20 protein-coding genes and 1 pseudogene are annotated in these 19,477 nt (G+C 36.0%); 13 read left to right on the plus strand and 8 right to left on the minus strand.

What is annotated here, in order from left to right:
* Positions 1 to 8 precede the first annotated feature (8 nt).
* The 3 genes from gerYC to MHH42_RS03990 all read right to left on the minus strand — a co-directional run bounded on the left by gerYC (position 9) and on the right by MHH42_RS03990 (position 3,314).
* Complete coding sequence (gene gerYC, locus MHH42_RS03980) at positions 9 to 1,091, minus strand: spore germination protein GerYC (RefSeq protein ID WP_000789833.1); 1,083 nt, start codon at positions 1,089 to 1,091, stop codon at positions 9 to 11.
* Positions 1,088 to 2,593: a spore germination protein gene (locus MHH42_RS03985; protein WP_000489316.1), complete on the minus strand. Its 1,506-nt coding sequence runs from the start codon at positions 2,591 to 2,593 to the stop codon at positions 1,088 to 1,090. Before MHH42_RS03985 ends, gerYC begins: the two co-directional genes overlap by 4 nt.
* 124 nt (positions 2,594 to 2,717) lie before the next feature.
* On the minus strand, positions 2,718 to 3,314 hold the full coding sequence (locus tag MHH42_RS03990; RefSeq protein ID WP_000276987.1) for a hypothetical protein: 597 nt from the start codon (positions 3,312 to 3,314) through the stop codon (positions 2,718 to 2,720).
* Positions 3,315 to 3,548: 234 nt separating this feature from the next.
* Between MHH42_RS03990 and MHH42_RS03995 the strand changes: the two genes are divergently transcribed.
* Together MHH42_RS03995 and spoVR are read left to right on the plus strand one after the other, a co-directional pair.
* Positions 3,549 to 4,109: a nitroreductase family protein gene (locus tag MHH42_RS03995; RefSeq protein WP_002093832.1), complete on the plus strand. Its 561-nt coding sequence runs from the start codon at positions 3,549 to 3,551 to the stop codon at positions 4,107 to 4,109.
* A gap of 114 nt (positions 4,110 to 4,223) precedes the next feature.
* Positions 4,224 to 5,642 carry a stage V sporulation protein SpoVR gene (gene spoVR / locus MHH42_RS04000; protein WP_001202697.1) on the plus strand — a complete coding sequence of 473 codons (1,419 nt, stop codon included), beginning with the start codon at positions 4,224 to 4,226 and terminating at the stop codon, positions 5,640 to 5,642.
* Positions 5,643 to 5,697: 55 nt separating this feature from the next.
* Here the strand turns inward: spoVR and MHH42_RS04005 are convergent, their stop codons facing one another.
* Entirely contained in the window at positions 5,698 to 6,171 is a 474-nt protein-coding gene (locus MHH42_RS04005) for a MarR family winged helix-turn-helix transcriptional regulator (protein ID WP_001016383.1), read from the minus strand.
* A 145-nt stretch (positions 6,172 to 6,316) separates the two neighbouring features.
* Between MHH42_RS04005 and MHH42_RS04010 the strand changes: the two genes are divergently transcribed.
* The 9 genes and pseudogenes from MHH42_RS04010 to MHH42_RS04050 all read left to right on the plus strand — a co-directional run bounded on the left by MHH42_RS04010 (position 6,317) and on the right by MHH42_RS04050 (position 11,441).
* Positions 6,317 to 6,901, plus strand: coding sequence for a DUF3238 domain-containing protein (locus MHH42_RS04010; protein WP_340892914.1), 585 nt, complete (start codon positions 6,317 to 6,319; stop codon positions 6,899 to 6,901).
* 144 nt (positions 6,902 to 7,045) lie between these two features.
* Complete coding sequence (locus MHH42_RS04015) at positions 7,046 to 7,309, plus strand: metal-sensitive transcriptional regulator (RefSeq protein WP_000456206.1); 264 nt, start codon at positions 7,046 to 7,048, stop codon at positions 7,307 to 7,309.
* 73 nt (positions 7,310 to 7,382) lie between these two features.
* Complete coding sequence (locus MHH42_RS04020) at positions 7,383 to 7,958, plus strand: sulfurtransferase TusA family protein (protein WP_015000162.1); 576 nt, start codon at positions 7,383 to 7,385, stop codon at positions 7,956 to 7,958.
* A 39-nt stretch (positions 7,959 to 7,997) separates the two neighbouring features.
* Positions 7,998 to 9,128, plus strand: a complete 1,131-nt coding sequence (locus tag MHH42_RS04025) for an MBL fold metallo-hydrolase (RefSeq protein ID WP_001101336.1) — start codon at positions 7,998 to 8,000, stop codon at positions 9,126 to 9,128.
* Between the two features lie 19 nt (positions 9,129 to 9,147).
* Positions 9,148 to 9,378, plus strand: coding sequence for a sulfurtransferase TusA family protein (locus MHH42_RS04030; protein WP_002038023.1), 231 nt, complete (start codon positions 9,148 to 9,150; stop codon positions 9,376 to 9,378).
* A 37-nt stretch (positions 9,379 to 9,415) separates the two neighbouring features.
* Positions 9,416 to 9,777 (plus strand): annotated as a pseudogene (locus MHH42_RS04035) (rhodanese-like domain-containing protein).
* Between the two features lie 16 nt (positions 9,778 to 9,793).
* Positions 9,794 to 10,090 carry a rhodanese-like domain-containing protein gene (locus tag MHH42_RS04040; RefSeq protein WP_340892916.1) on the plus strand — a complete coding sequence of 99 codons (297 nt, stop codon included), beginning with the start codon at positions 9,794 to 9,796 and terminating at the stop codon, positions 10,088 to 10,090.
* 73 nt (positions 10,091 to 10,163) lie between these two features.
* Positions 10,164 to 10,643, plus strand: a complete 480-nt coding sequence (locus tag MHH42_RS04045) for a DsrE/DsrF/DrsH-like family protein (RefSeq protein WP_000437728.1) — start codon at positions 10,164 to 10,166, stop codon at positions 10,641 to 10,643.
* 33 nt (positions 10,644 to 10,676) lie between these two features.
* Positions 10,677 to 11,441 carry a sulfite exporter TauE/SafE family protein gene (locus tag MHH42_RS04050; protein WP_000060711.1) on the plus strand — a complete coding sequence of 255 codons (765 nt, stop codon included), beginning with the start codon at positions 10,677 to 10,679 and terminating at the stop codon, positions 11,439 to 11,441.
* Positions 11,442 to 11,512: 71 nt separating this feature from the next.
* Here MHH42_RS04050 and MHH42_RS04055 read toward each other — a convergent pair whose 3' ends face one another.
* Complete coding sequence (locus MHH42_RS04055; RefSeq protein ID WP_000642358.1) at positions 11,513 to 11,953, minus strand: hypothetical protein; 441 nt, start codon at positions 11,951 to 11,953, stop codon at positions 11,513 to 11,515.
* A gap of 142 nt (positions 11,954 to 12,095) precedes the next feature.
* Positions 12,096 to 13,343 carry an LCP family protein gene (locus MHH42_RS04060; RefSeq protein ID WP_070172749.1) on the minus strand — a complete coding sequence of 416 codons (1,248 nt, stop codon included), beginning with the start codon at positions 13,341 to 13,343 and terminating at the stop codon, positions 12,096 to 12,098.
* A gap of 248 nt (positions 13,344 to 13,591) precedes the next feature.
* Between MHH42_RS04060 and MHH42_RS04065 the strand changes: the two genes are divergently transcribed.
* A complete protein-coding gene (locus MHH42_RS04065) occupies positions 13,592 to 14,656 on the plus strand; it encodes a YhdH/YhfP family quinone oxidoreductase (protein WP_303745091.1) in 1,065 nt (354 codons plus the stop codon).
* 33 nt (positions 14,657 to 14,689) lie between these two features.
* Here MHH42_RS04065 and MHH42_RS04070 read toward each other — a convergent pair whose 3' ends face one another.
* Entirely contained in the window at positions 14,690 to 16,345 is a 1,656-nt protein-coding gene (locus tag MHH42_RS04070; protein ID WP_000456283.1) for a Na/Pi cotransporter family protein, read from the minus strand.
* A gap of 363 nt (positions 16,346 to 16,708) precedes the next feature.
* Complete coding sequence (locus MHH42_RS04075) at positions 16,709 to 17,911, minus strand: MFS transporter (RefSeq protein ID WP_000503251.1); 1,203 nt, start codon at positions 17,909 to 17,911, stop codon at positions 16,709 to 16,711.
* A gap of 472 nt (positions 17,912 to 18,383) precedes the next feature.
* On the opposite strand from MHH42_RS04075, the gene MHH42_RS04080 reads away from it, so the two are divergent.
* The gene (locus MHH42_RS04080; RefSeq protein ID WP_001253372.1) at positions 18,384 to 19,472 is read left to right on the plus strand and encodes a DUF871 domain-containing protein; all 1,089 of its coding nucleotides are present in this window, start codon (positions 18,384 to 18,386) and stop codon (positions 19,470 to 19,472) included.
* The last annotated feature ends 5 nt before the right edge of the window (positions 19,473 to 19,477 follow it).

The raw sequence follows: 19,477 nt of genomic DNA on the forward strand, positions 1-19,477 counted from the left end.
CACCTCCACTATTCTCCGATACCAGATTGCACGACATTGATTTGCACATGAACAGCAACGTCTACATTAGGGTACATTTCTTGAATTTGTTTTATAGTCCATTTTCTTGAATGACTACGAATTTCTTCTCGTATACCTATTGGATCAATTTTTTTTTCTTGGAATTGTTTTATTAATTCGTTTAAATGTTTCTCAAGCGTTTTTTCTACATGTTTTTTTACGTAAGTTACATTTTCGTTCTTAGATAAATCAAGCCAGTCGGGAGCATTTTTTATGAGTCCATTTAATTTTAAGTGAATGTTAACTTTCGGAATATCACCGTTTTGCGAAAGAGAACAAACACTTTTTCCAGATAAGTTTTGAGTAGCGATCAATCCTTTATGCTTACCTTGACGTATTGGAACTTCGTAGCGACCATTTTTCGTTGGATTAATAAGTAATTTTAATAAAAAAGATTCTTTTTTATCGGTGTACATAACCACTTTATCCTTTTTTAAAAAAGCGAGTCCTTTAATGGAAGCGGACTTGTCTTCATCAACTTTAATATAAGGAAGAAATGGATCGCATCCTGATGAATAAAAGTTATATAAAAAAATATTTAAAGCTGTCCGCGGGATTGTCTCGTTTTTTATATTTTGCTCCAGTAAATCAGATAGATAAAGTGATCCATTTGTTTTAACATGTTTAAGTAATTCTTCTGCTGAACCATCTACCAGTGCTAGCTGTACATCGCGGCCAATGTTAGGGTCACGTTGTAAGTTGTTAATAACATCTCCAATTCCACGTTCACCAAATGCTTTCCCAAATAGGACAACACGCATTTGACCTATAGCGATCGTATGTGGCGATTTTGCGTTTAGAAGGGACGATATAGTTTCAATTGTACCTGCATGAGTTGATTGAGTTTCTGGTTTCGATTGTACTCCTTTTGTGTAATCGGGATATAAAATTGTCCCGCGAAATTTTTTATCTTTCATTATATCGAATCCACCTACGTGAATCATTCGCTGTGTATCAACTATATTTGTTTCTGTACAACCAGATTGAAAAATTAAAATGATAATGGAAAAGCATAATAAAATATTTTTCATTTCTCTTCACCGTCACGTTTTTCTTTCGCTTTGTTTGGGTCATAGCGCCATTTCTTTTTTGGTCTCAGAAAAGAGGCACGCCCAGCAGTTTGACTAAACGGCAAACGAAGGAGTCCTTCTGCTGTCCCTAAACCGCGGAATGGATATAAAGGTAATAAATAAGGTGATCCGAGTGATTTAAGGCGAATTAAATGAGCTAATATGAATACAAATCCGACGATGAGACCAACGCCACCAAACGCTCCGGCTAAAATGATAAGAGGAAATCGTAATATCCGGATTGTAGAAGACATTTTTACTGTCGGTGTTGTAAAAGAAGCAAGCGCAGATAATGCAACCGCAATTAATAAAATCGTACTCGTTAAAGCAGCTTCAACAGATGCTTGCCCAATTACAATTCCTCCAACAATACCAATTGTTTGGCCGACTTTAGTCGGTAAGCGTGCTCCAGCTTCACGCAGTAATTCAATTGTAATTTCTAAAAAAAGAGCTTCCAAAACAGGTGGAAATGGTACATTGGCTCTAGAATAAATAATAGGGCCAAGTAAATCTGCAGGAATCATTTGATAATGATATGTTAATACAGCTGTGTAAATAGCTGAAGAAAATAGAGAGAAAGCTGCTCCAAAAAAACGAACTAATCTAAGAAATGAGCCTGCAATCCATGGTAAATAATAATCTTCTGGCGAGACGAAGAAATCAAGTAACGTCGCTGGTCCAGCTAATGCGTAAGGTGAACCGTCTGTTAAAATAACAACGCCTCCATTCAGTAATGCGTACACAGAGCGGTCTAGCCGCTCTGTAGGTAGTAAAACAGGGAAGGGTGAGTTACTATTATCGCTAATAAACTGTTCAATCATAGTTGCATCAAAAGGAACATCAAAGTCAACGTCTTGTAAGCGCTGCATTGCAGTATTGATGTGTTGTTCATTTGTAATGCCTTCGATGTAAGCAACTATAACCTTTGTTTTTGATATAGAGCCAACTATAACTTCTTTGAAAACTAATTGCTCTGTTACTATATTTCGGCGAAGTAAGTGTGTATTTGTATCAATATTTTCAACAAATCCGACTTTTGGACCGATTACACTATATTCATTTTCGGTATCGTTATATAATCGTGTACCTAAAACTGAACTTTCAGCACGAATAAGTGCATATTCTGCTGCTTGGGAATCGTTTGTTATCTGTATGAGTACATACCCAACTAATAATTTTTCACGAATATCATCAATAGAAGGACTGGTGATGATCCCTTCGAGTGTAACGATATTTGCTATGTCACTTATATTTTCAATGCGATCTAATTCTCTTTTTATAGGTGTTAAAATGAATCGATTAATGAGGAGTGATTCAGCTGTAGATTTATAATAAAACAAACATAGTGTCCCATCTTCTACGATGTTATAAGAAACGAAATCACTAGATTCTTTCATAGTGAGGATAAACTCTGGAATGGAACAGATTGTTTTTTTCTTCTTTTTAGACGATAAACGAAACACTTTCTCACCCCTTACTACATCATTTGTTTATGTTAGTTTTTGGGAAAGACGGGAATTTATACTTCAAAGTTGAAAGTTCATAAAGAAAAGGAAGAGCAGTGAATACCTCTTCCTTTTTTGCGTGTTAATTTGTTTGCTTCTCTTTAATAGACTTCACTAATTTAATCATCTCTGCTCGTATATCTTCTCTTTTAACATTTAATTTTTCCGCGATTTGTTTAATATCCATACCGTCTTTTTTCATTTTTAGTACATCATCAAGAGGGGTATTACTTTTTTGAGAGATGATTGTTAATACCGTGAGCTGACGTAAGCCGATATTATATTCTTTCATTTTTTGTTTTAGTCCATCTGGTGTGGATTTTTGCATCGTTGCTAATTGTTGCAGTAATGCTTTTTTTGTTTCCTTATTCATATGATGCTTTTTAAGCTTACTTGGATCTACACCGAAATGTTGTGCGGTTTTCTCCCAAGATTTATTTTGCTTATAGTAAGCTAAAACGTCCTTAGTTTCTTTTTTGCTGATTCTTGCAATGTGGGCAGCTTTCCAAATTTCATGTTTATTATAGCCGAGTTTTTCGAGCGACTGCATTTCTTCTTCTGAAATAGGTTTATGATGATGCATTGCAACTTCCTTTGGCGTGGTAGCAGAAGCAGGGAAGGTAGATACCCCGCATAATAATGCGGCCATAGTCATACTTACTGCGATTTTTTTGTACATGTAAACTCCTCCTAGATGGATAATGTGGAAAACTTTACACATATCATTTCCATAAAATGTGAAAAACTTGTGAACAAGCTAAGTTTTTTTATTCACAGTAGAAAAAGAAGTTTTTTATATGTTTTCCAACATAAAACATTGATTAATAGTGAAAAACTAGGTTATAATCGAAATTGAAAATCAATATCAATAACAAACTTATACATATAGATGAAAAATAAGGGAGAGAAAAATATGACTACATATACTTCCATCGCAAATGTTATTAAAGAAAGACGATCTGTTCGTACATTTACAGATAAAGCAGTAGACAAAGAATTATTAATTGAACTATTAAACGATGCAACGTGGGCACCAAATCATAAACACCGTGAGCCATGGAATTGTAAATTATACATTGGGGACGGCCGTAAGAAATTAGTAGATGCGGTATTAAACTCTTTCACAGAAGAAGAAAGAGCGAAACGCGGTAAAATTTTATCTGATCGTTTCTTAAGCACACCTGCACAAATCGTTGTATATATGAATGAAGATCCGCGTCAAATTCAGCGTGACGAAGATTACGCTGCAACATGCGCATTTATGCAAAACTTCCAATTGCTTGCTTGGGAACGCGGCTTAGGCTGTGTTTGGAAATCAGGTGGATTAAACTATAATCCATTATTTATAGAAGGAATCGGTTTAACAAGAGGCCAACGTATCGTTGGAATTCTTCATATTGGTTATTTCGAAAAAGCGCCAGAAGGAAAAGCTCGTACACCGATTACGGAGAAGATGGAGATTATTGAAGATTAATAGATGAGACATTCTCGTTTTTACGAGGGTGTCTTTTTATTATGCAATCAATCCTCATGAAAGCTTGTTCCCCATCATACACTTTCTTAAGGGAAAGTGTAAGGAGGGAAAATAATGAGAGCAAGTGACGATAAAGCACTGCAATATGCGATTGCGGAAATTACGGAAATTGCGACTGGATTTGGGCTTGATTTTTATCCGATGCGTTATGAAATATGTCCAGCGGAAATTATTTATACATTTGGTGCATATGGGATGCCGACAAGGTTTTCACATTGGAGTTTTGGAAAACAATTTTTCAGAATGAAATTACAATACGATTTAGGACTTAGTAAAATATACGAACTCGTTATTAACTCTGATCCATGTTACGCATTTTTATTGGATACGAACTCTTTAATCCAAAACAAATTAATCGTAGCACACGTTTTAGCACACTGTGACTTCTTCAAAAATAATATTCGTTTTTCAAATACGAAGCGGGATATGGTAGAAAGTATGGCCGCAACAGCGGACCGTGTGAAAGCGTATGAGCATAAGTACGGAAAGGCAGAGGTAGAAACATTTTTAGATGCCGTACTTGCCATTCAAGAGCATATTGATCCGTCGCTTATGCGTCCGAAACTTGCATGGAGTATTGATGATTTAGAAGAGGAAGAAGTGGAAAAGAAAAAAGCATCACAATACGATGATTTATGGAATTTAGATGATCGAAATAAAAAGAGGGAACGATCGAATATACGCAAAAAGAAGAAGATTCCACCGCAACCAGAGAAAGATTTACTACTCTTTATTGAAGAATATAGCCGTGAGCTTGAAGATTGGCAGCGAGACATATTAACGATGATGCGTGAGGAAATGTTATATTTCTGGCCACAGCTTGAAACAAAAATCATGAACGAAGGCTGGGCTTCCTACTGGCATCAACGTATACTGCGTGAAATGGACTTAACATCTGATGAAGCAATCGAATTCGCAAAATTAAATGCAGGTGTCGTTCAGCCATCAAAAACAAGCATTAACCCATACTACCTCGGTATTAAAATGTTTGAAGATATTGAAGAACGCTACAACAACCCGACAGAAGAAATGAAAAGGCGTGGTGTGAAGCCTGGTTCTGGTCGAGAGAAAATGTTTGAAGTACGCGAAATTGAATGGGACGTATCATTCCTAAGAAACTACTTAAATAAAGAACTCGTAATGAGAGAAGATATGTACTTATTCCAGCGCCAAGGAAAAGAATATAAAGTAATTGATAAAGAATGGGAACATGTACGTGATCAGCTCGTAAATATGCGGACAAATGGTGGATTCCCGTACTTAGTAGTAGAAGATGGAGACTACTTAAAGAACGGAGAATTATACATTAAACATAGTTACGAAGGAATCGAGCTCGATTTAAAATACTTAGAAAAAGTATTGCCATATCTTCATCAGTTGTGGGGAAGAACGGTGCATATGGAGTCCATTGTGGAGAGTAAGGGCGTTGTGTTTTCTTATGATGGGAAGATGGTGCATCGGAAGTATGTGTGATGGAAAGAACGGACATAGCATGCTATGTCCGTTCTTTTTTATATAGAGTTTTTGTTTACCAAACAGGTCGTATGTTGGATGATAATTTTCCTGCATCTTTTGTAGTAACGAATGTTGTCAAATCTTCTTTTAGCAATTGCATTCGATCCGCACCGATATTTTCAATCCATCGCTGTTCTATTTCAGCTACTATTTCTTCTTTTGCTTTCATTACTGACAAACCACGTTCGGTTAAAACGATGATTTTACCTCTTTTATCAGTAGGGTGCGTTTTGCGCGTGACATAACCACTGTTTTCAAGAGAATCCACCATTTTACTTACAGCTTGTTTGGAAACCCCTAAATATTCAGCTAGTTCAATACCTGTTGCTCCACTAGGAAGGATGCGTTTGAACATAAAACCGTGTGCGGGCCTAATATCTTCAAATCCCAATTTACTTAACCTGTCATGTAGTTCAGTAATTAATGTACTGAACGATAATGATAAAAGTGATGTCAGATCTAATTCGTTAAATTTTTGATGATTCATGTATATAACCTCCTCACTTATAGTCAATTAAATTGACTATAAGTGCAATTCATTGTACTATACACAATGAAGTCAATCAAGTTGACTAAATTATAGTGATAAAACAAATTATGATGTATTTAAATAGAATTAATGGAGGTTTCATATGACTAATATCGTAAAAATTAGAGCGAGTGTATTTATTCCAATGCCTTGGACGGAAGCTAAGAAGGATATGGAAACAGGAAAAGTAATCCAATTTGAAGGTGATTCACGTGAATTTACACCACATGCGGTAAATACTATGCGCTCTAGAGTGGAGCAAGAGGTTGTAGTGGATTTTTATAAAGAAGAAGTGTTTTCATATGCAAATACGGGTATTACGACAGAGAAGGTTACTAATCCAGACGGTTCTGTGAATAAAAGAACAGGAAAAGCGAGTACTGAAAATATTGTGTGTACTCATATTGTATGGAGTTCTAACGGTGTGCAATTCAAAATGAGTGCAAGCGCTAGTAATCCGTTAAATGTGTATGCCCCTCCTGTGGACTATGTATTAACTGTATGTGTGAAAAGGGATGGTAGTATCGATATTCAAGGAGAACATGATGGATTCCCTTGTTTTGAATTTTATAAGCAAGTAGATCTCGGTTCATTTGAGAAAATTTATACACATGATTTTAGAGAAACTGGTGATACAGCTGCAGCGTTAGGTGGCGATATGGATTATCTTTTTACAAAGAGTTTATAAGGAATAAGGTAGAGTAGACCACTTAACCGCTAGAAGGCTGAGAAACAAACATCCCCCTTTACAATATACCCTAAAGGGTATATGATGTTATACAAGGTTATAAAGTAATGTATAATATAGCTATAATTACGGAGGTGGTCTACAGTGGAATACAATCAAGATATGAAAAATAGATTAAAACGTATTGAAGGCCAAGTGCGCGGTGTGCTTCGTATGATGGAAGAAGGAAAAGATTGCCGAGAGGTTATTACACAGTTAACGGCATCTCGTTCTGCATTAGATCGTACAATTGGATTAGTTGTTGGAACAAATTTAGAGCAATGTTTGCGTGAACAGTTTGAAAGTGGCAATGGTTCAAATGAAGAGTTAATTAAAGAAGCCGTTCAATTACTTGTAAAAAGCCGATAATCTGTCAAACATAAGTGTTGACAGATTTTCAAAAACGTTTTAATATACCCCTACAGGTATAAGTATGTGAAATATGGAGGAATCGATAATGAGTATAAAAGTGGATATGAGTTTAGATTGTAAAGGTTTGGCTTGTCCGATGCCTATTGTAAAGACGAAGAAGGCGATGGAAGGATTGGCATCAGGGCAAGTGATTGAAATTGAGGCAACAGATAAAGGATCTACGGTAGATATACAAAGTTGGGCGAATAAAATAGGGCATCAATATATCGGGACGAAACACGAGGGTGCTATATTGATGCATTATGTGAGGAAAGCGCATGAACATGAAGTGAATGAAGTTGTGAAATATCCTCATACAATTACGAATGCGGAATTACAGGATATATTATCTCACGGAGAAGAGTGCATTGTATTAGATGTTCGCGAAGCAGCAGAATTTGCTTTTGGTCATATTCCATCTGCTATTTCGGTGCCACTAGGTGAACTAGACAGTACATCGTTAGATCAGACGAAGCAAATTTATGTTGTTTGCCGAACTGGTAACCGCAGTGATGTAGCTTGCCAAATGTTGAAAGAGAAAGGTTTTTCAAATGTGAAAAATGTCATTCCTGGTATGTTAGGGTGGCAAGGGAATATAGAGAAGTAAATTTTTTTTGAACGAAAATATACCTATGGGGGTAATAAAATGAATGTTAAACCGTTACAAGCAAAAGATGTCGCAGAGAAAGTTTTATTCGGAGAGTTATTCATTTTAGATGTTCGTAATGAGACGGATTATGAAGATTGGAAAATTGAAGGGAAACAAGTTTCTTCTATTAATAAACCTTATTTTGACTTGTTAGATGGTGTAGACCATATTGTAGATGAATTACCGAGAGAGAAAGAGATTTTAGTCGTATGTGCAAAAGAAGGTTCTTCGCAGTTTGTCGCGGAGCAATTGTTGGATGCTGGCTTCAACGATGTTTCCTATTTAGCTGGTGGGATGAAAGCTTGGAGTGAATATGTAAAGCCGCTCAAAGTAGGAGATGTACAGGGCGGAGGGAGTATATATCAATTTAATCGTCTTGGAAAAGGCTGTTTATCTTATATGGTCGTTTCTAACGGTGAAGCAGCAGTTATTGATGCAGTAAGAACGATTGAATCATATGAGGAGTTTGCGGAAGAGCATGGAGTTACTATTACGAATGTAATGGATACACATTTACATGCAGACCATATTTCTGGCGGTCGTAAGTTAGCTGAAAAAGTAGGTGGTACGTATTGGTTACCTCCAAAAGATGCGGAGGAAGTCGTTTTCTTATACGAACCACTTGTAGAAGGATCTGTTATTACGGTAGGGGGTACCAAAATCGAAATTGATGCGCTATACTCACCAGGGCATACGATTGGGAGTACATCATTTATTGTAGATAATTCCTATTTATTATCGGGCGATATTTTATTTGTAGATTCAATCGGGCGTCCAGATCTTGCTGGTAAGGCTGAAGATTGGGTGAGCGATTTACGAAATACATTATATAAGCGCTATAAGGAATTATCTCAAGAGTTAATTGTTTTACCAGCTCATTATTCAAAAATAAGTGAAATGGATGAAAATGGGGTTGTGAGTGCTAATTTAAAACAATTGTTTGAAGTGAATGCAGGGTTAAATATGAAAGATGAGAATGAATTTCGCAAAATTGTAACGGAGAATCTACCACCTCAGCCGAATGCTTATCAAGAAATTCGTCAAACGAATATGGGGAAAATTCATCCGAGTGTGGAAGAAGAACGTGAAATGGAGATTGGTCCAAACCGCTGTGCAGTTCATAATTAATAACAAATTGGAGGAATAGATGATGAATATAAAACAAGTTTTAGATGCGAAAGATTTAGCATGTCCAATGCCAATTGTAAGAACGAAAAGAGCGATGGATACTTTACAATCGGGCGAAGTGTTAGAAGTACATGTAACGGATAAAGGGTCAATTAAGGATATTCCAGCGTGGGCAAACAAAACTGGTCATGACATCGTAAAGCATGCAGAAGAAAGCGATGTACTAAAGTTTTGGATTAAGAAGGCGTAGTAAAGAAATAATTTTATAAATGTAGAGGGGGAGTTATATGAACACAATAGTAAGTACGCTTTTCGTTGTATTGGCTGCATGGTTTGTTATTTCACGGTTCTTACCGGTTAAAGGTGTTCAAAATATAAATGGAAAAGAATTAAAAAGTATAGTGGGAAAACAGGGGAAGTACACTTTATCGATGTTCGTACAGTAGGCGAATATAGAGGGAACCATATGAAGGGCTTTCAGAATATCCCGCTAAATGAGTTAGTTAGTAAGGCAAATCAATTAAATAAGAATAAGAAAGTAATCGTTATTTGTCAGAGCGGGATGAGAAGTAAGCAAGCAGCAAAAGTATTAAAGAAATTAGGATTTCAGCGCATTATAAATGTTTCAGGTGGTATGAACGCTTTGTAAGGAAAGGAATATTAAGATGAAAGAAATTACAGCGAGAGAAGTAGGGGAAAGATTGTTACGAAATGAAGAGATACATGTAATTGATGTTCGTGAAGTGGAAGAAGTGAGGGAAGGGAAAATTCCAGGCGTGCTTCATATTAGGTTAGGCTTACTAGAGTTTCGAATACAGGAGCTTGATAAAAATAATGAATACATTATCGTTTGTCGCTCGGGAGGAAGAAGTGCAAGAGCAGTTCAATTTTTAGAAGGTTACGGTTTTCAAGTGATCAATATGGTAGGTGGTATGTTAGCTTGGGAAGGTAAAGTCATATAGCATAGAGATAAAAGATTTGAGCCTTTTTATAAACAATTAAATACCCCTATAGGTAATTTAGAGGAGGAACAAAATGGAACAACAGAAGAAAACGACAATCGTGTTATTTAGCGGAGATTATGATAAAGCGATGGCTGCCTATATTATTGCAAATGGTGCAGCGGCTTATGATCAAGAAGTGACTATATTTCATACTTTTTGGGGGTTGAATGCTCTTAGAAAAGATGAGCATGTGAAAGTAAAGAAGACTTTTATAGAGAAAGTATTTGGGAAGATGATGCCGCGTGGTGCCGATAAGATGGGATTATCCAAAATGAATTTTGCTGGCATGGGGCCGAAGATGATTAAAGGCATTATGAAAAAACATAACGCAATGCCTTTGCCGGATTTAATTGATTTGGCGAAAGAACAAGGAATTAAACTTGTAGCTTGTCAAATGACAGTAGATTTATTAGGGTTAAAAGAGGAAGAGATTATGGAAGGGGTAGAGTTTGCTGGGGTAGGAGCATATTTAGCAGATGCTTCGGATGGGAATGTAAACTTATTCATTTAAATCACCTTCTTTTAAGAAGGCGGGGGATGTAAGGTGAGCTTAGTCGTATTACTTTTTATAATTGGGTTTATAGGATCGTTTATATCAGGAATGGTTGGGATTGGCGGCGCGATTATTAATTATCCGATGATCTTTTACATTCCAGTATTGCTAGGGTTTACTGGTTATACTGCACATGAGGTGAGCGGTATTACAGCGGTACAAGTATTCTTTGCAACTTTTGCAGGTGCGTGGGCATACCGAAAAAGTAATGACATGAATAAAACGTTAGTTATGTATATGGGAGCTAGTATATTAATAGGAAGCTTCATAGGGAGTTTCGGTGCTAACATATTAGAGGAACATACAGTGAATGTTGTTTATGCAGCATTAGCTACAATTGCAGCTATTATGATGTTTGTACCGAAACAAAATAATAGTGGAGACGTGAAGTATAATAAATGGTTAGCGAGCTTGTTAGCGTTCGTTGTAGGGGGAGCTTCAGGCATTATAGGAGCTGGAGGTTCGTTCCTTTTAGTTCCCATTATGCTAGTTATTTTAAAATTACCACTGCGCATGACGATCGCAACATCTATCGCTATTACGTTTATTTCCTCAATAGGGATTACTACAGGAAAAGTGATTACTGGGCAAGTAGTTATCATTCCAGCTCTAATTATTGCGGTTGCAAGTATATTTGCTGCGCCACTTGGAGCACGAGTCGGGAAGAGGCTAAATCAAAAAGTACTGCAATATGTATTGTCCACTTTAATTGTAGGAACTGCTGTTAAAATGTGGGTTGATATGATATCGAAGTAAAAGGATGGTGCTGCTTGCAGCCCATCCTTTTGTTTTGTGGGTAGTAAAACGTCACTGATTATAGTTTTACTTTATGCCCAAATAACTTTCATTAAGTTTTTATATTCGTCGTTCGCTAATTTATACAGCATTCTCGTATGCTCAAAAACAAGTGCTGGATTAAAGTTTGGTTCTGAGAATGCAAGAGATGTTGAAATATCAATTGCATTTTGCTTATTTAGTGTGAATTTTGCAAATCGGTAAGATGTGTTTAATTCATTGATGACATGTAAAATGTCATTTGTTGATGTTTCGTCAGGTACGTGAGCAACATTGAAGCAGTATATATCCACAGTCGGATTTTCATTTTCGAAAGCAGCGATAAGTTGAATTTTTGCGCCAGCTTCTGTTTCTAATCCTACTGAAAAATGCACCGAACCATCATTTTCATCTATATTTTCTTCCATGTATATATCGTTGGATTTTAAGTAGTCTTTAAAATCTGAAATGTTATGTTTTACTGCAGCTTTCATATGTATGAGCCCCCTGGTAATTGGAATAGATTACTATTATTTATTATAATTTAAAAATATTAAAAAAGATAGTTGGAAAGTTCTGATTTTTCATGTTTGAAAAAAGAAGCCGCACTCTACCTCCATAGAGTACGGTTTCTTTTTATTCATTGTTATTAGATGATGTTTTTATATCTTCATTGTTATTATCATTATGGTTGTTGTTACTTGACTCACGTTTGTTTGTATTTTCAGAGTCAGTGTCTTTTATTCTCTCAGAGTCAGTGTCTTTTGTTCTCTCAGAGTTAGTGTCTTTCGTTTTCTCTGAATCTGTTTTTTTCGAATCAAAGTCAGTTTTTGTATAGGCAGGTAGTCCAAGGTGAGTACGAAGTTCGTTCGTAACATTTGCTAGTGCTTTTTTATCTGGATTGTAGTAATATGTTCGACCGCCACCAGCAGATTTGCTACATGTGTCATCACCTTTTTCCATATAGCAGTCATCACCTTGAATTTGTAATTTTTCAACTGAAGAATCTGCGCCATATTTATAGAATGAAAGCATATCATCGAATGTTAAGTTTGTAACGAATTGTCCGTTAATATCATCAATGATGTTGCCAACTTTTGTTACAGATCCAACGTTTGTTATTTTCTTTAAAATAGCTTCAATAACGAGTTGTTGACGTTGCCCACGCATTGCATCACTATCGATGTGTCGCGTTCTAGCAAGAGCAAGAGCCTCTTCGCCATTTAACTTTTGGACACCTTTTTTCAGGTGAATTGCATCGGCATTATCATTACTATCTTGTTCTGAAAATTCAACAGGTACATCGACTTCAATGCCGCCTAAATCATCGACAATTTTTATAAATGATTTAAAGTTAAATTTTACAAAGTAATCGACAGGAACATTCATTAATTTTTCAACTGCATCGATACTTGCTTGTGGTCCACCCTTTTTACCGTTTTTAGCAGAACCGAATGCATGAGCGTGTGTAATTTTATCTTTTTTCTTTTCTACTGGAATGTAAGTATATGTGTCACGTGGAATACTTAATAGTTTAACAGTTTTGCTGTCTTTATTAAAAGTTGCAAGCAACAGCGCATCTGTTCTTATAGCTTCACCATATTCTTTTCCTCGGACATCGCTTTCATCAACACCCATTATTAAGACAGAGACATTGTTCGTAATAGGTTTTACAGCTTTATCACGTAAATCAGATTTATCACCGCGTGCTAAATCGTGTGCGGCATTTCGAACAGCAGAAGATGCTTTATTTACTAAAAACCACGTATAACCGCCTCCTACTATTAAAAAGAATAGAATGACGCTTATAATAATTTTTGTTTTTTTCTTACTTTTTTTCGGTTTATTGCGTGTATTTTCTTGCAAAGATGGGTTTTGCTCCATTTCTTGTACTCCTTCATTTGGATTGAAATACGACACTCACATCCACTTATTATAATGAAATTTGACGAAAAAAAACATTACAAATCATTTACATTTCGTAAAAATTCAATTTATTTATAAAAAGTCAGATTTTCTATATGTTATTTTTCAGATGTAGGATAAGTATATGTTTTTTTAGTAGAAATGAAAATATATATTGTGAGAAAGTGAGAGAGAAGTAAGATTTGTTGAAATATAGCCAATAAGAAATTGGTAGTACTACTTATTTCTTCTATATAATAAAGAAGAATTTTACGGATGAAGGAGAGAGCATAATGGGTCATACATCATTCCGAGCAATCGTCGTGAAAGAAAAAGAAAATAATCAATTTGAAAGAAAGCTTGTCGAGAGAGAAATCAATCGTTTACCTGAAGGAGATGTGCTAATACGAGTTCATTACTCTTCATTAAATTATAAAGATGCGCTTTCAGCTACTGGTAATAAAGGTGTAACGAGAACATATCCTCATACGCCAGGAATCGATGCTGCAGGAGAAGTTGTGAGTAGTGAAGATGGTTCCTTTAAGGTAGGGGATCAAGTTATTGTAACGGGGTATGATTTAGGTATGAATACGTCTGGTGGATTCGGAGAATATATTCGCGTGCCATCATCTTGGATTGTTTCTTTACCAGAAGGAATGTCTTTGAAGGAAAGTATGATGTATGGGACAGCTGGTTTTACAGCTGCACTATCGGTATATAAGCTCATTGGAGCAGGAATTATGCCTAATATGGGAGATGTTTTAGTAACTGGTGCTACGGGCGGTGTAGGTAGTGTAGCGGTTAGTATTTTAAGTAAGTTAGGATATAACGTAGTCGGAGCAACAGGGAAATTGGAAGAAGAAGAGATGTTACTACGTTTAGGAGCAAAGAAGGTAATTCAGCGTGTAGAGTTGAGTGATGAATCAGGAAGGCCAATGCTTAAAGGAATATACGCCGGGGTTATCGATACTGTGGGCGGAAAGATGTTAGAAACAGCATTGAAATTGGTACGATATGCCGGTTGTGTAACGACATGTGGTAATGTGGCAGGGCATGAATTACACACAACAGTATATCCGTTTATTTTGCGAGGTATTAGCCTTGTAGGAATAGATTCCGTACAATGTCCAGTAGATATGAGAAGAGAAGTGTGGGCATTGTTAGCGACAGAGTGGAAAAACTTAGAACTATTATCTTATACAGAAGAATGTACATTAGAAAAATTAGATGAGAAGTTTTCGCTCATATTGCAAGGAAAGTTAAAAGGAAGAACAGTTGTAAATATGAAATAAAAAAGAGACGCTAACTTGAGCGTCTCTTTCCTATTATAATGATTGTTTTAAATTGACTTTTCCTTGTTCACCTAAAACACCGTCAGCGATATTTACAGCGTGATCACCGATACGCTCTAAGTTACTTACCATGTCAACGAAGATGATGCTTGCATCGCCTGAACAGCTACGTTCGTTTAGACGTATTACGTGACGTTTGCGAAGAACACGTTCCATTTGGTCGATTTTACGTTCTTTTGCAATAACAGTTTGAGCTAGTTCAGTGTCAAAGTTTGTTAAAGCATTGATTGCATCTTGTAATGTTGAAATTGTTAATTCAAGCATTTCATTTAATTCAGTTAGTGCGTCGTCTGATAGTGAAACGCGGTTTGAAATTTGGAAATCTACAAGTTCTACAAGGTTTTCTACATGATCACCGACACGTTCAATATCTCCAACAACACCAGCTAAAACAGAATGCTTCTCAGAATCTGCTGATGAAAGTGGTTTTTCTGATAGTAAAACTAAATACTCGGTAATTTTTTTATCTAAATTGTTAATAGCTCCTTCTAATTGAGTAGCCATATTAGCGTGTTTTTTGTCTTGTGTATTTAAAAACTGGTTTGCTTCTTTTAATCCATCTAATGAAAACTCCGCCATACGGATAATCTCTTTTTGAGCTTCTGTTAAAGCAATAGCTGGAGATTGTTCAATAAAGATTGGATTTAAATGTTGTGGTTTGAAGTTAATAGATGCATCTTCACCACGAATAATTTTTGTTACAATCCAGGCTAATACTGCAATGAATGGGAACTGAATGATTGTATTCGTTACGTTAAATGTTCCATGTGCAAATGCAATTGTCATTTCTGGATTCAAGTTTAATGACGTTTGGAAATATTGAATTAAATTTGTAAATGGTATCAATATAATCGTAAAGATAATGGTACCGATAATATTAAAGATAACGTGAACTAATGCTGCACGTCTTGCTGCAATTGAAGTACCGATTGCTGCTAATACTGCTGTAATTGTCGTACCGATGTTATCACCGAATAATACAGGAAGGGCAGCTTGTAAATCGATTGCACCTTGACCGAATAATTCTTGTAAAATACCGATTGTTGCGCTTGAGCTTTGTACAATTAAAGTGAAGACTGTACCGACAATAATTCCTAAAATTGGATTATCACTCATGCTAATCATTAAATCTTGGAATGCCTCTAATGAACGAAGAGGTTTCATACCTGCGCTCATTAATTCTAAACCGAAGAATAACATACCAAAACCGAATACAACTTGACCTACAGAATGTACTTTTTTATTTTTAAAGAAGAATAGTAAAATCGCTCCAACTGCCATAACTGGGAGAGCGTATTCTCCGATTTTAATCCCGATAATAAATGCAGTAACTGTCGTACCGATGTTCGCACCCATAATAACACCAATTGCTTGTCTTAATGTCATAAATCCGGCACTTACAAGTCCGACTGTTAAAGCGGTTGTTCCTGAACTTGATTGAATTAATACAGTAACTAACATACCTGCTAGTACACCCATAAGTGGGTTCGTTGTAAAACGATCTAAAATATCGCGAAGACGATCTCCAGCTGCTTGTTGCAGTCCATCGCCCATGTATTTAATCCCGAATAAGAAAATACCTAATCCACCAATGAATTGGAAGATCATTTCTTGAACATTATATTCCACGCATTCCACTCCTTAAATTTCATGTACGATGTAATTATTAACTAAATCTTGAGGCACTGTAAACGGTTTGCTAGTAAAATTTACACTAAATTTACAAAGAGGTGAAAAGTTTACAATTCTTTAAAGAAACAGCTGTATTTTAATGGTTTTCGTCTTTTGTAAATAGTGTTTTTGTAAAGAAATCACACTTTTTAGAATAGTATTATTCAATTGTATATCAAAGAAATCTTCTACAAGTTCATTGTATATTTTTTGATGATAGTTAAAAAAATATGTAGGGAAATGCATGTAGTTTTATAAAGCCAACATGGGGTTTAATATTTATTAAGTAGTCTTTTTTTGCAAGAAAAAAAAGCCGCTAAATTATCCAGCAGCTTTTTCTGTATTTTTATCTCCGTGCTTTTGTTTTCTTATACTTGTAATGTAAATGAACAGAAAAGCAATAAGTAATAGGGAAGAATAACGATATACAGTCGCATAGTTTGTAAAATGTGCAATGAATCCGAAAATAATCGCTCCCGCACCAATTCCAAGGTCAAATGCTGAGAAGAATGTAGCTGTTGCGACTCCTCGTCGGTGCGGTGCTACTCGGTCGATCATCCATGCTTGTAGCGCAGGCTGAATCGCTCCGAAGCCACTTCCGTAACAGGCTGCCGCAATAACTAAGCTCGGAATTGTCGTTGTATACGACAATAAAATAATACCTGCGAACGTTATAATAACCCCTGGAATGATGACGAATGTATGGCCTTTCGCATCATATAACTTTCCGGAAAATGGACGAGTTACAGCGATTGCTAGCGCGTTACATAAAAAGAAGAGACTAATATCAGCAATGCCAACTTCGGTAGCAAATAGTGTGATAAAGCTGCCGATTCCTCCGTACATTAATGTAATACATAATATTAATAATGAAGGAAGTAAAGCTTTGCGCTCAATAAATCCATCGAGAAAAGTACCAGATGATTGTTTTGGTGGTTGTTTCGTTTTTTGGATTTGAAGTAGTTTCGTTAAAATTAATGAAACGATTGTGCATGAAAGTGCACATAAAAAAAGAACGTTGAAATTATATGCTTGCATAAGCCATAGTCCGATTAGTGGGCCGAGAGCCATTGCAATGGTTCCAGAAAGTCCGAAATATCCCATGCCTTCTCCGCGGCGAGCTGCTGGAATTAAATCAGAAACGACAGTTCCATATGTAGTCGTTGTAATACCGAAGCCAGCTCCGTGTAAAATACGAACGGCAAGCAAGAGAAAAATGGTAGAGGCGAAAAGGTAACTGCCCATAGCGAGTAAACAAATAGCAGTACCGATCATTAAAATGATTTTTTTATTAAATTTCTGTAAGGCGTTTCCAGTTAGCGGTCTAACAAAAAGTGCCGCAACGGTAAACATACCGACGACCAATCCGATATTTGAACTTGTGCCACCGATTTCTTTCACATAAACAGGTAAAGTTGGAATTAACATTTGAAACCCTAAAAACATACATAAGTTTGCAAAAATTAAAGCAACAAACTCTTTTGTCCATAACGGTTCTCGTTTTACGAGTATTGCCTCTCCCATATATTCATCCCCTATATACATTTTTTCCGCTAATTGCGGACAGTAAAATTCCCACCTCAAAATCTGGCTGGAGCAAAGAAGTTAGGTGGAAGCCCTGCTGCCAGCAAACGCCCGATTGGTGAAGGCTAATAATCGGTGGGGGATGAACAAAACCCCCACTGATTAAAGTTTCACTTTATCTCTTTTCTTTTGAGTATATGTATTGGTCAATGTAGCAGTCAAGGAAGGTGTCTTGAAAGCGGATAACAATTTTTAAAATGAAAAACTGACAAATTTGTGTAAACGCTACACAACTATGAAAAAAAGATGTAAAGTATAGATGTATAGACTTGTAGTTGTTATGAATGATAGAAATTGTTTTTTCTTTAAAGAAAGCGGATTCAAAAGGTAGTGAATGAGAAGGGGATATATACTTTTTCGCTACATATATTTGAAAAGGTTTACAAAACAATGAAGAAAGAGGCGTGTACATATGAGACGATTAGGTATTTCTATTTATCCAGAACATTCAACGGTAGAGAAAGATAAGGAATATGTAACATTAGCAAGTAAATACGGATTTACACGTGTGTTCACATGTTTACTATCTGTGGATGGAGAAAAAGAGAAAATTATTGAAGAATTTAAAGAAACGATCTCTCATGCGAATGCATTAGGGTTCCAAGTATTAGTTGATATTAGTCCATCTGTTTTTGAACAATTAGGTATTTCGTATAATGATTTATCATTCTTCCATGAATTAGGTGCGTACGGTATTCGTTTAGATGTTGGTTTCTCAGGATTAGAAGAATCAATTATGACTTATAATCCGTATGGTTTGAAAATTGAGATTAATATGAGCAATGGTACGAAGTATGTAGATAACATTATGAGTCATAGACCAAATCGTGAAAATTTAATTGGCTGTCATAATTTTTATCCGCACCGCTATTCTGGGTTATCATACGATCATTTCATTACATGCTCGAAACAATTTAAAGATTACGGCATGAGAACAGCTGCATTTATTTCATCATTTGATGCAACATACGGACCTTGGCCAGTAACAGAAGGTTTATGTACGTTAGAAGAGCATCGTGAATTACCGATGACAACGCAAGCGAAGCATTTATTTGCGACAGAATTAATTGATGATGTTATTATTGCGAACGCTTATGCATCAGAAGAAGAATTACAAGCACTAGGTGCGTTAAATAAAGAGAAACAAACATTTGATATAGAACTATACGATACAACGACAAATTTAGAAAGAATTATCGTATTAGAAGAACCTCATTTTTATCGCGGGGATGTATCTGAATATATGATTCGTTCTACACAAAGTCGTGTGAAATATAAAAAAGAAGAGTTTAAACCTCATAATACGCGTGAAATTAAGCGTGGCGATCTTTTAATTGATAATGAGCAATATGGCCAGTATAAAGGTGAATTACAAATTGCATTAAAAGATATGGTGAATACAGGAAAAACAAATGTAGTTGGTCGAATTATAGAAGAAGAGATTTTCTTACTAGATTATTTACATGCTTGGGATAAATTCGGATTTACATTAAAGAAATAGAGAGA

This window comes from Bacillus sp. FSL L8-0099, from assembly GCF_038006385.1.
Lineage (GTDB): Bacteria > Bacillota > Bacilli > Bacillales > Bacillaceae_G > Bacillus_A > Bacillus_A toyonensis.